The following is a 13119-nucleotide window of genomic DNA, read 5'->3' as shown; positions in this document are numbered from 1 at the left end:
TTTAGGCTTGGTTAAAAGTATTTATAGCTTGGTAAATTTCGGCAACATTGTTTTCCCACGTGTGCGATGCTGCAAAGGCTTTCCGTTTTTGCTGTAAGCCGGCATCATCCTCGTCTAAAGCCTTCTGTATTAAACTCACGTAAGCTTCTTTATCTTTTGCCAAATAGGTGTGTTCGCTAAAAATTTCCATGGCCCGTGTGGCTGTGGCTATAACGGGTTTACCCATAGCCAAATACTCATCTATTTTACGCGGGTAATTGCCAATAGTAATTTGGTTAACCAGTTGCGGGTTAATGCAAACGTTAAACATGTTTATATATGCGGGCAACATATTGCCATCTTTAGCCCCTAAAAAATGAATGTTAGGTATACTGTGTAATTTACCGGCCTTAAACTCATCATCTTCGGGGCCAACCAGCACAATGCTCCAATCCGGGTTTTTAACAGCTATAAACTCAATAATATCCATATCCAGCCTGATGCTTTGCAGCGCACCCACGTAACCAATAATGGGGTTATTAATTAACCGTATATCCTGTGGTATTTCAAAACCTTCGGTATTGTTAAAAAGGCTCAAATCGCAGCCTTGGCCTACATAGTACGATTTTGGATTGTATTGTCTGCAATAATCGGCCAGGTAGGTTGAGTTTGCGGTGCATAAATCGCTCTTGGCTATCAGTTGCGGCTCTAAAGTGGTGCCGTGTTTTTTCCAGTAATCAACACCCAGCATATAATCGCGCGAGTAATAAATACTCACATCGGGCAACAAAAAATCTTTTAAATAAAAAGCCTTAAACATTTCCGAATCGTTAAAAAGGATAAAGTTTTTAAAGTTGAGCTGGTTTATGGCCTTTTTTACGGATGCGGCAAAACGTTTGTTGTTAATGCGGTTAAAAATATTGAAAAGCGATGTGGGCTTTATAAAGTTGATAGAAGCTATGGTTATATCCGGATAATAGGTCCATAAATTATCGCCTATCTGCTCCAGTCCGTTTTGTTTTTTTTTAATTACCGATAACCTTTTTTTTATTTTCAGATCATCTTTATTGGTCATCATGGTTTTGATATCCAATGGCGAGTTTACATACAAAACCCGGTTATGCTTGCTAAACTCCAATGCAATATTTTTGCAATTGCTACCAATTTCGGTGTCCCAGGCTTGCTGGCCCACTACAATAATATCCCTGCCGGTAATTAATTTATGCTCCATTAGCTTGTGTATTTAGCAGGTTGCGTTTATCATCAATTCGTTTTGTAATGTTAATTAATGCTATCGAAAAAAAGAAAATAATATTTGATGGATACTGCGCTATGGCTTCCTGCGGAAAATTACCAATATTAAAAACAAAAACCACCATTACCATGCCCAGGCAAAACGTTTTGAGTTCGGGGTCTTTAATCATGTAGTAGTGGTTGATGCCCGTTTTAAGGGCCGTAAAAATCATAATACAAAGTATCAATATACCAATGCTACCTAACTCAACCGCTACCCGCACATAACCGCTATCGGGCGGAAAATTGGCCAAAAACGAGCCCGGTGCAAAACGCTGCCCCCAGGTGCCGGTAGCGCCCAGCCCGCCGCCAATAGGGTGGCTTTGTATAAACGGTTTAATACGTGCCTGGTTAATTTTACGTGCCTTGTACGAAGCATCTTCGTTTGGCCTGAACGCCGTTTGAAACCTCATGATGTTGGAGTTAGACGTTGGCACAAAAATGAGCCCCACAAAAAACACCCCGAAAATGATACTGAATATTAATATTTGCCGGTTAAACTTTAAAATGGCAAGCAATACTATAGCCGCCGGTATCAGCGGGAAGGCACCCCTTGTGCCCGAAAACACCATGGTTAAACTAAAAAAGCAGGCCATGCAAACCAAAATTACCTTTTTATAAGTTTTGTAGGGCCCAAAAAGCAACGCCAGGCATAAGGCTGCCGCCGCGGCCATGTTATAAGCAAACGTTACCGGATCGCCAAAGATGCCAAACTTACGCATGTGGCCCGCCTGGAAAAGGAGCTCAACACGTAAAGGATCTGAATAGAGCCATTGCGCTTCGAACGGGAAAAAGCCGAATATTTCCTGGTGAAAAGTATCGGCAGCATTTAGCAGGCCCAAGCCAAGCCATAGCTTTATCATAAACTTAATAAACGATGCGTCGCGTATCTGGTAAATGAAAATAAAATAAGTTAGTATGATAAACGCCGACGTGCGTATGGTGTACAACCACGCCAGGGGCGAAACCGCCTGCGGGTTAGCTAATTCGGCAAAGTTGTAAAGTATCCAAACCAATATGGAGATGGATAGCGGGTCTTTAAATATCACCCAGTTACGATCATACTTTTGCTTTAAAAAAAAGCCAATAATGAGCAAGTACTGCAGCAAATCTAACATAGTACCCAGCGGAAAGTTAACGTTAAACTTGCCGGGTAAAAACAACAAATAGCCCGATATAAAAAGTATAGTTATACCAAATTTGGGATAAACAATTACCCCGCAAACAATAGTAACACCAATTAGGCCAATTAAAATAAGGCTGGGGCTTATCATATCGCCCTTTGCCATGCTAAAAACTACAAAGCAGGCAAACAATATTAAAAATATAACAACCATTGGTTTTGAAAACTTGTTTAACAAAACATCTTTCCAAAATCCTAATTTGCGGGTACCCTCAGCTACGTTTTTTGGGGTTTTAACATTACTGGGCTCATAGCGCATAATGTTAAAATATAATTTTAAACATCCATATAAAAACGGCCAAAAAAGCTACAACTATAGCAACCTTGCGTGCTTTTTTTTCAACGTCGGTTAAGTGGTCAAACCTGGTGTCTTTGGGTTTTATTATAGGTTCAATTCTCATCGTGCACTTTTATCTCGTCAACATGTGCATCAGCATAGTGCTTGGTTGCCACGTTATTGGTTTGCGGTGTAAATATTTTTAATAACGATAACACCTGTAAAAACATAAATTTAGGAATGTTAACCAACGACCGGTAAATTTTTTTATCGGTGTGCGATACCCCAAGCGCCAGCGCAAAGCCCGCTACAAATATAAGCAAGCCGCCCACCCATAACAGGCACAGCAATACATGCCCCATAGCCAGGTTTATAGCACCAAATATTACCGATAATATTAAAAACATAAACAACGGCGGGCGCACCAGTACCAGCCCAAATAAAAACTGGTTAAGGTTAAAGCGCAGTAAACCGTTGCCCAGCATGCCAAAACCATATTTAAAATATTTAAACCAGGTATTTATCCATCTGGAGCGCTGGCTTACCAGTTGCGTTGAGCGCGATGTTTTTTCGTCGTAAACAATGGCATCCATAGTAAAGGCAATGCGGTATTTGCGGTTTACAATAGCGGCTTGTAAAACCTTATCAAACCCGGCACCGGTAATATCAAGGTGCTCAAGGCACTCGCGGTAAAGTGCCGTGGTAAATGCCATGCCCGAGCCGGCCAGCGTAGCCGATGAGCCCGCACCAAAAAGTACCTTGCCATCGTAAAAATGATAATAAATATCGCGGGCGGCATCTAAACAGGCAAAGGTGGTATCTAAATTTTTTGCTTCGCGTATGCCTTGTACCGCTTTAAACCCTTTGCCAAACTCAACGTTTAGCTGGTTTAAATAATCGGGCTCAACCAGGTTATCGCTATCAATAATAGTTAAACACTGGTGCGGGCGTATAAAGCGGTTAATAGCATAAAAATGCGACCGCGTATTGCTGGCCAGCGTTTCTTCGGGGCGCAATAAAACTACACGGCTGTCATCAAAATTTAAGCTGCTTATGTCGCACTTATCGGCAACAATATAAATAATGTACTTGCTGTAGTTAAGGTTTAAAAGCGATTTAACAACGCCGGGCAGGGTATGGGTTTGCTCGTAAGCGGTTACTATAATGCCATAATCTATCTCGGGCATAGCACTCGTGGCGTTATAGCTGTGGTCGAAGTTTTTTTTGATGCTGTAAAAAAGAAAAAGCAGCAGCGGAAACACCAGGTTAAAGCCAATGACGATCTGGAAAAAAATCCATATAACAGATACAGCAGTTTCAAACATGGGTTTAATTTAGCAAATAATTTTAACTGTAGGGTTCGGCGGTAGCTTTATTAAATATCCAGCCTGCAAATTTACTTCCCAGGGATGCAAAATATTTAACGGATGCTTTTCTATTTTCGTCCAGGCTTTGGCGGGCTTCAAAAACGGCAATGGTTTTATCGGCAAACAGCAACCACTCTTTGGCCTTGTTCATTTTATCCATATCCTGCACCTCAATAATGATGATATCATACATCGATTTCAACTTAGAAAACTTTTGCTGAATTATCCTTTCGTTTTCAATTTCAAGCAAAGTAATATCGCTGCCGTGGTTGCCCAGTACGCTAATGCTTGTATTTAAAATAACATCTTTATAATCAGGGTCATCTCTAAAATAGTCTTCAATAAACAATTTGGGTTGTACGGTTTTGCTGATGGTAGGGTTACTAAAATTGCCATCAATAAGTAAAACCCTTTTGTTAATAATAGAATACGAATAAGCCAAACTAATAGCTAAAAGCGTTTTACCGTCGCCATCGCCAAGGCTGGTTATGGCTAAAATTTTATTACCGTGCAGTTCCTGGTCAATTTCAAAGCGTATTGAGCGTAGCAAATCTTTAAATTGCTGCATTTTGCCCCTGTTTTCAATTTCCCATATCTTCTTCAGGTCAAGCGTGGAGCCCTTTATCACATTAAGGTAGCCTAAAACGGGTAAGCCGGTTTTATTGGCCAATGTTTTAGGATGCCTTATCGAGTCGTCCAGATAAAATAAAATGAACAATATCAATATGCAAAATATCTCTACAATGATGCCTGCCGCTATAGTAAGCAACATTTTTTTGGAAGCCTCGGCACCTCCGGGTGTAGCCAATTCAACCTGCCGTAGCTTTGAAGAAAAATTGGCCGTTACCGATGCCTGGTTATCTTTGGCCAGTAATTCAAGGTACTCTTTACTATCGTCATCCAGGCTTTTTTCCATCTCCTGAATTTTTGCCTGTAAAGGTACCAGCAAATCCAGTTGTGAGCGCAGCTTGGTAATTTCGCCATTAAAGGTGCTTATACTATAGCGGGCCAGGTTAAGCTTAATTTCCAGGTCCATTTTCTGAGCCTGCAAACTGGCCTTGGCTGATGCCGGATTATCGCTCGTTTCGTCAATCGTTTGGCTTATCTGGTCGTCAATTACTCTCTGTATCGAATCAACCTTGGCTTGGTAATAAGGGTTGTAGCTGCTTTTTACCCAGCTATTAACAAATGTTTTTTGGAGGTCTTTGTTACGGGTAATTTTGGCATTTACCTGGTTTCTAAAGTTTTCAAAGTTTTTTCGTTCGTGCGGGTTAAATTTGTTGTCTATCTCCCTTATTGCTCCCGAGTTGGAGGCTACTTCGGCATCGGCCTGTTGCTTGCGGTTATCCAGGTCGGCAATTTGGTTATATAAACTCGCAGCCTGGTTGGTAATATCTAATATGTGGTTATCAATTTTAAAACGCTTTAACGAATCGCGTTTTACATCCATTAAATATTTTTTCGCGGCAAGCAAGCTGTCTAAAAACCTAACTGCTTTTAATTGATTTTCCCTTTCGCTGCTTGTATAATAGGTTATAAACTCCTTAACTATGGTGTTTACCACAAAAGCCGATAGTTGCGGATTATCCGACGAGTAGTCGATGTGTATATAATCGCTGGCCTCGTTACGGTAAACTGTCATTTTTGATTGTATCGAACCCGGATCATATTGCATGGAGCTAATTACACTGCTCAAGCCGCGCTGATCTTCGTCCCAGCTTTGCAACAAACCGTGAACGTTATAAAGTTTGGTATAAACCTCAATGGCGTGGGCCCTGGCGCTTGGGTTGAGATCTTTAAATAGCTTACTCGGTTTTCTAAAGGGTTCGCGGCTGGTTAAATCATGTAAAATAAGCTGGTACGATACCTGGTTTAGTATCCTGTTCATTTTCATCATAGTCATGATGTTACTGAACTGGATAAATATTTGCGATTCGCCCGCCACGGCCTCATCAGGCAATTTTTGCGACTGATCTACTATACCGGTTGATATTTGCGTTTGCGATGTGTATACGTCGGGCAGTTTGCGGGTATAAAAATAAGTTGCCACAATAGCAACCGAAGGAAGTATAATGAGTATAAGTTTATAACGTTTTAATAACGAGACAAAATCTTTAAGTTCCATTATTTTACCTCTTCTAATTTTTTTCCAACTAATTCTTCGAGCGAAAACTTGGCCAGTAAAACCGCACTCTCGGCATCTATTTTACCCTGAATAGCCGATGAATATGCTACCGAGGAGGATGAATATTGCTCAAAAGTAGCAAGTTGTTTTTCAAACTGTTGTTTTACCGCAGTATATAATGTGCCGGCATCCTGCACGTTTTGTGTGCGCAGGCGCAGCGTGGCTAGTTGTTGCACATAAGCAATGTATAGTTTGCTTATCTGGGTTTCAATATTTGCATCATAGGCCTGCTGCTCAAGCAAGGTAATGTTATAGTTTGATTTGGCAACCTTAGTAGCAAAAGGGTTGCGGATAAGCGTACCTATATTTAAAGTAATGGCTGCCTGGTAACCTTGAAAAATGTTTGGGTTAACACTGTTGCCCGTTGACCCTGATGTGCTTGAAACGCTATTGTTTGATGTTACGTTAACAGTATTAGCCGGGTTATATACATACGAAATAGACAAGGCATCAAACCATGCAAATTTGGATAGTTTATAATTGGTACGTGCAATATTAGCTTGTTCTTGCTTTACCTTAACTTCGGGATAATTTTTTTTGGCTTCGGTAATCAGTTTTTGCAAAAGCGGATAGTCTATATAGTTCATCATGCCTTCTTGTGCAAAGCATTTAGCAACGGGTAAACAAAGCGTAATGGCAAATAATATAAAAGCCAGGTTTTTTTTCATGTACAAATTAAACTTTTTCTTTTTGGAACAAGGCAGGAAATGTACCTAAAAGAATTTTTAGGTCCAACCAAAAAGAATAGTTTTGTGCATAAAAATTATCCAGTTTCTTTCGTTCGCGTTCGCTCATATCTTCTTTACCGCGCTTGCTTATCTGCCATAAACCGGTTAAACCGGCTGGCCCCAAAAACCGCATCGACCATTCGTTGGATGTTAACATCTCTGCCTCGTACAAAGGTAGCGGACGGTTGCCAACTAACGACATATCTCCCTTTAAAATGTTAAACAATTGTGGCAATTCGTCTAAACTGGTGTTGCGTATAAAATTACCAACTTTGGTAACCCGTGGGTCGTTCTTTATTTTAACAAAGGCTGCTTTTGAGCTGCCTTGCTCTTCGGCAGCATACTGGTTCAGGTCGCTCATTTGGGCCATCATCTTATCGGCATCGGTACGCATCGATCTAAATTTGTAAAAATCAAATACCAGGTAACCGGTACCCACCCGTTTGCTTTTATAAATAATAGGGCCTTTTGATCCAAATTTAACCACCAGTGCCACAATTATCATAATGGGCGATGCCAGTATAAGGGCGATGCTTGATGATACAATATCAAACATCCTTTTACTGAAAGGCATCTTATATTCAACATCTACCTGGTTCAATAACTCCGATAATTTTGGCCTGATGAGTTTAAACTTAATTAAAAAATTTAAACGCTCGCTCAAATGTTCAACGGGCAGGGGGTAAGTATACAAATCATTAACTCGCAGCTGCATAGCCCGGGCTTTCCAGGTTTTATTGGGCTTTTTAGCCAATAGCACAATTAATAAACCGTGCAGCATCGGGTTTTTTTTAATCTTTTCAACAAGGGTAAAGCAATACTCCTCTTCATCAATTTCCATCAATAAAATATCCGGAAGAGTTAATATTGATTGCTCGGAAAGGTAATCTTCAAAAGCGTTGAACGTTACCAGGTGTTTAACAAAAAAATGCTGTTTTAATTCCCCAACTAACTGGTCTTCAGCATCAGCGCTAACATAGGCAACTTTGTTTTGTGCCGCGTTCGAATTATCCCAACTGGTTGGTGTATTCTTGTTCATCATATATAGTAAGTACCTTAGTTATGGCTGTTTTTAACGATGTAGGGTTAAACGGTTTGTGTAAAAAGGCATCAATCCTGAAGGGCATTTCTTTAACAAGCTCTTCCAGGTCATCCGCTCCCGAAAGAACGATGATGGGAGTGTCTTTATAATAACCGCTTATTTTTAAATTTCTAACAAAGGTAAGCCCGTCAATATAGGGCATTTGCAAATCGCTTATTACCAAACCGGGGTCGTTACCCTCTTCCAGCCAGCTCAAGGCCTCCAAACCGCTGTTTTTTATAATCAGGTCGTAATCTTTAGAAAGGATAAAGTTTAAAAGCTTTAAAATGCTATAATCGTCATCAACTATTAGTATCTGTGTTTTCATCAGGCGTGGGTTTTTAAAAAGGTGTGCATCATCACAGTAGTTGAGTTTAAGGGCACCTGTTTTAAATCATCAATAGTTATTCTTAAATTAATTAAACATAGATAATTAAAACGGATTAACCAATGTTTACATCGCATAACTTATGCCAATTAAAAAATTGATAAAATTATTAATAAATACCCAATTAATTTAATCTATGGTTAATAGAATTGGGTGTTTGTTGCTAATTTTATAAACCTCACGTTTTTTAAATCTCCAATTGGGTATTTGTTGAGTAATTATTTACCCGTTTGCGGGTAAATTGCTACTTACAAATAACTAATTGCGGGTGAAATAGCCATTAAAAGCCAAATTTGCACTTTTTAAGCCATATATTTTCTATTGTTTTCACTCTTTTACGCCAAATGTTATGTGTATGTTGCATTTGTTTATGGCATTTTAGCAAGTGGGTGGCTAATTGTTTTTAAATAGAAATACGCTGCGGCAACTTGCCTTATTTGGCGTTAATTTTTTTAACAAAAGTACTTTCCAGAACAATTTACTATCGCAATTTGTTGCTCTCCCCAAACTGTGTTAACGTAAATTAAAAAGTTAACAATGTTACATCATGCGCTTAAACTATGGCTATTATTGTAGTCTAAATTTGCATTATACATCGTTTTTAAACTATTCAATTAAACCATAAATAACCCACATAATAATTATGAGTAGCATCAGTATTGTTAAAGGTGCTGTACGTCCGGATTTGCTTTTGGAAGAAACCCTTGTCGATCTTTTTAGGAACTCCGCACAAAAATTTGCCACAAAAACTGCTTTAATATTTGATAATCAGCAATTAACCTACGCCGAGCTTGACCACTGGAGCGATGCCGTTGCGGCAAGCCTGGTTCAACAAGGTATTAAGCGTGGCGATAATATAGGCATTTGGTGGCGGCGCGGCTTCGAACTGCATGTTGCCATTTTGGGCATCATTAAAGCCGGGGCAACCTATGTGCCCGTTGACCGCGAGATGCCTGCCGAACGCGTAGAAACCGTGATGACCGAAGTAGGTGCCAATGCCTGCTTTAGCATGGAACCGCTAAATTTAACCTGCCCCTTGTTAACCGTTGCAGATAGGCCGAAGGCCGGCGAAAAATTTGAGATACCTGCCGGCCCCCTGCCCGATGATTGTGCATATGTGCTCTACACATCGGGCAGTACCGGCACACCCAAAGGTATCCCTATAGGGCACCGCCAAATATGCCAGTTGGTACGCGCCGAGCAAACCTTGCTCAATATTGAACCCGCCGATAGGGTATACCAGGGCTTCTCGGTATCGTTTGATATGTGGTGCGAAGAAACCTGGGTAAGTTATTTTGCCGGCGCAACAATTTGGGTTGCCGATAATACAACATCAAAAGCCATTGATGAGCTTGGCGATGTTTTGCGCCAACAAAAAATAACAATTTTACATGCCGTACCCAGCTTGCTGGCCGTTATGGAAGATAATAACCCCGGTATACGGTTAATTAATGCCGGTGGCGAGGCTTGCACCGCGCAGGTACTGGCCCGTTGGGCAAAGCCTGGCCGCGAGTTTTTTAACAGTTACGGCCCTACCGAAACAACAGTAAGCGCAACCTTTGCGGCACTAAAATTTGGCGATTTAATTACCATAGGCAACCCTTTGCCTAACTACAACCTGGCCGTTGTTGACGAGCAGCTAAACCCCTTGCCACGCGGTGAGCGCGGCGAATTAATTATAAGCGGCCCCGGCCTTTCAAAAGGATATGTAAAGCTGCCGCAGCTTACTAAAGAAAAATTTGTGAGCAAGCCCGCCGTATTGGAAGATTTACCCGGCGATATGGTTTACCGCACCGGCGATGCTGCCATTATTAACGAAGACGGCAGTATTGATGTACAGGGCCGTTTTGACGATCAAATCAAACTTCGCGGTTTCCGTATCGAACTCGGTGAGATTGAGGTGAAGCTTAACGCGTTGGCGGGTATTAAATCGGCAGCGGTTGCAGTTAAAAAGGATAGTAACGGGCAAGATCATTTGGTGGGATATGTGGTTCCCGAAGATGCATCAGACATAGCCGAAACCGTTTTGCGTGCCGAACTGGCCAAAGTACTGCCAACCTACATGGTGCCCAGTACTATTATGGCTATAGCCGAAATGCCCCGTATGCCAAGCGGAAAAATTAACCGGAAGGCTTTGCCTGTGCCCGAATTGTTGACCATGACCGATAACGGCGCGGAAGAAACGCTGGACATGAATGCCCCCGTTGCCGACAGGTTTTTAGCTATCTTGAATAAAATATTTCCAAACCGGCCCATTGATTTGTCGATGGATTTTTTACCGATTTGGGTGGGCACTCGCTCCTGGCTGCGTCGCTGGTATCACGGCTCCGGCGCGATGCCGGTATACCGCAGGCATCATTAAAAGATATATACCTGCACCGCCCCTTAACCAAGCTGGTTGAACACTGGGAAGCCAACTTAAAAACCGAAAGAAAACAACGTACCTATTTTAAAATAGCAAGCTGGAAATATTTTAGTTGCTGGGCCGCTCAAACACTGGCGCTTGGCCTAATTTACGGCTTGTTTTCGGTAGAGATATTTGCCCCTTACCTGGGCTATTATTATACCCAGCAAGAAACAGATAATGTAGGTTATGGTGTATTAATTGCCATTGCATTGTTTTGCATCATACCGCCTTTGTTTACCGCGCTTGCCATAGCAAGTAAATGGCTGGTAATAGGTAAAATGAAGGAAGGCGATTACCCTTTGTGGGGAAGCTATTACTTTCGTTGGTGGTTTGTTAAAAAAATGATGGGTATTTTACCGGTTCAGTTTTTAAACGGCACGCCTTTGTACCCGGCATTTTTACGCATGCTGGGGGTTACTGTTGCCGCCGATGCACAACTCAGTTCGTTAAGCATAGGAGCCGAGGATTTGGTAACTATAGGAGCCGATGTAAGTATCAGTTCGCAGGTAATGCTTAATAATGCTTTTGTTGAAGATGGTATGCTCAAATTACGCAGCATCCACATCGGCAATCATGCCTATATAGGCAGCAGTGCAGTAATATCCGGTGGAGCCAGCATGGAAGAGTGGACGGAGCTGCAAGATTTGAGCCACCTATCAGCCGGTAAAACCATAAAAGCAGGCGAAGTTTGGTATGGAAGCCCCGCGCAGCTAAAGGAGAAAAAGCAAATTGCCGATTTGCCTCAGCCCTTATTTGTATCGCCGGCAACGCGGCGTAAATATATTTTTATTTTTATGCTGGTGGTATTTGCTTTCCCGTTTATTATACTGCTGCCGCTTATCCCAACCATCATAGCCGTAAACCGGCTTGACGATGCCACGGTGGAAGATTACAATTTTCATTATTTATGGATAGTGCCCATACTGGCTACGGTATACATTGTTTTATTTGCCTTAGAAACCATATTGCTTACCCGCATTTTACAACGCAATATACAACCCGGTAAATACCCTATTTACAGTATTTTGTATGTGCGTAAATGGATGGCCGATCAGTTAATGTCGTTATGTTTAATTGTTTTGCACCCCATTTTTGCCAGTGTATATGTATCCACGTTTTTTAGGTTGCTTGGTGCCAAAATTGGTAAAAATACCGAGGTATCAACAGCCAGCAGCGTAACGCATCCGCTATTAGAAATTGGCTCGGGCGCGTTTATTGCCGACGCAGTTACCCTTGGCGAAGCCGATGTACGCGGCCAGCAATTGATACTGGAAAAAACCATCATCAACAATTCGAGCTTTGTGGGCAATAGTGCCCTTATCCCGCAAGGGTATAATTTGCCCGGCAACATGCTGGTTGGCGTGCTATCTACCCCGCCCAGCGCCGAGCAACTTGCAACCAGCGATGCACGCGATTGGTTTGGCTCGCCGGCAATAGCTATGCCCCGCCGGCAAGAAAGCCAAACCTACCCCGATGAGTTAACCATTACCCCAAAAAAGCGCCGCAAGCTTGCCCGTGGAACGGTAGAGTTTATCCGTATTATATTGCCCGAAACGGCTATTATTTGCTTCACGGTTTTATTTATTGCCTACGCTCATGATTTAGTGGTTGACGAGCCGCTCTGGAAAATTATTGCAGAGTTTCCGCTTTATTACCTGGGTTATATGGGTATGCCCGCGTTTATGTTAACGATGTTGCTTAAATGGGTGTTTATTGGCCGCTACACGCCGCGCCAAAAACCAATGTGGACTTGGCTGGTTTGGCGTAGCGAAGCTGTAACATCAACCTACGAAGCCCTGGCCGTGCCCTTTATGTTAGATTTTTTACGCGGCACACCCTGGCTGCCCATGTTTTTACGTTTATTGGGTGTAAAAATAGGATCGCGCGCGTGGCTCAACACCACCGATTTTACCGAACACGATATGATAAGTATGGGCGATGATGTTGCTTTAAATGAAGATTGCGGTCCGCAAACCCATTTATTTGAAGATAGAGTAATGAAAATTGGCCCCGTAAAAATAGGCTCGCGCAGTAGCATTGGCGTGCGCAGTATTATTTTGTATGATAGCGATATAGGCAACGACTGCAATATAGACGCCCTATCGCTGGTAATGAAAGGCGAAACCCTTTCGCCCGAAACGGATTGGATAGGCAGCCCGGTAAAACCAGCTTAGTAAATGTGCAGATGAGAAAATGTGCGGATGTGCAAATGAAAAATTTAGCCTTGATTA

At 41.9% G+C, this 13119-nt stretch carries 9 protein-coding genes; 2 read left to right on the top strand and 7 right to left on the bottom strand.

The features are described from left to right. Position 1: 1 nt before the first annotated feature. From BDD43_RS28055 to BDD43_RS28025, 7 genes are all read right to left on the bottom strand, one after another. On the bottom strand, positions 2 to 1210 hold the full coding sequence (locus BDD43_RS28055; protein ID WP_121201529.1) for a glycosyltransferase: 1209 nt from the start codon (positions 1208 to 1210) through the stop codon (positions 2 to 4). Beyond that, on the bottom strand, positions 1200 to 2714 hold the full coding sequence (locus BDD43_RS28050) for an O-antigen ligase family protein (protein ID WP_121201528.1): 1515 nt from the start codon (positions 2712 to 2714) through the stop codon (positions 1200 to 1202). The genes BDD43_RS28055 and BDD43_RS28050 overlap by 11 nt, the downstream gene beginning before the upstream one ends. A 131-nt stretch (positions 2715 to 2845) precedes the next feature. Further along, complete coding sequence (locus BDD43_RS28045; RefSeq protein WP_121201527.1) at positions 2846 to 4057, bottom strand: glycosyltransferase; 1212 nt, start codon at positions 4055 to 4057, stop codon at positions 2846 to 2848. 22 nt (positions 4058 to 4079) lie between these two features. Continuing rightward, the gene (locus BDD43_RS28040; RefSeq protein WP_121201526.1) at positions 4080 to 6224 is read right to left on the bottom strand and encodes an exopolysaccharide transport family protein; all 2145 of its coding nucleotides are present in this window, start codon (positions 6222 to 6224) and stop codon (positions 4080 to 4082) included. Continuing rightward, the gene (locus tag BDD43_RS28035) at positions 6224 to 6952 is read right to left on the bottom strand and encodes a TolC family protein (RefSeq protein WP_121201525.1); all 729 of its coding nucleotides are present in this window, start codon (positions 6950 to 6952) and stop codon (positions 6224 to 6226) included. Before BDD43_RS28035 ends, BDD43_RS28040 begins: the two co-directional genes overlap by 1 nt. Positions 6953 to 6959: 7 nt before the next feature. Beyond that, positions 6960 to 8054 (bottom strand): sugar transferase, encoded by a 1095-nt coding sequence (locus tag BDD43_RS28030; protein WP_121201524.1) that lies wholly within the window; start codon positions 8052 to 8054, stop codon positions 6960 to 6962. Beyond that, positions 8020 to 8421 carry a response regulator gene (locus BDD43_RS28025; protein WP_121201523.1) on the bottom strand — a complete coding sequence of 134 codons (402 nt, stop codon included), beginning with the start codon at positions 8419 to 8421 and terminating at the stop codon, positions 8020 to 8022. The genes BDD43_RS28030 and BDD43_RS28025 overlap by 35 nt, the downstream gene beginning before the upstream one ends. A 703-nt stretch (positions 8422 to 9124) precedes the next feature. Between BDD43_RS28025 and BDD43_RS30450 the strand changes: the two genes are divergently transcribed. Both BDD43_RS30450 and BDD43_RS30445 read left to right on the top strand, forming a co-directional pair. Beyond that, on the top strand, positions 9125 to 10843 hold the full coding sequence (locus BDD43_RS30450) for an amino acid adenylation domain-containing protein (RefSeq protein ID WP_211339747.1): 1719 nt from the start codon (positions 9125 to 9127) through the stop codon (positions 10841 to 10843). Next, complete coding sequence (locus tag BDD43_RS30445; protein ID WP_211339746.1) at positions 10765 to 13062, top strand: Pls/PosA family non-ribosomal peptide synthetase; 2298 nt, start codon at positions 10765 to 10767, stop codon at positions 13060 to 13062. Before BDD43_RS30450 ends, BDD43_RS30445 begins: the two co-directional genes overlap by 79 nt. Positions 13063 to 13119 lie beyond the last annotated feature (57 nt).

Source organism: Mucilaginibacter gracilis (genome assembly GCF_003633615.1).
Classification (GTDB): domain Bacteria; phylum Bacteroidota; class Bacteroidia; order Sphingobacteriales; family Sphingobacteriaceae; genus Mucilaginibacter; species Mucilaginibacter gracilis.
The sequence above is the reverse complement of the archived record's forward strand: the minus strand, read 5'-3'. Positions and strand labels throughout refer to the sequence as shown.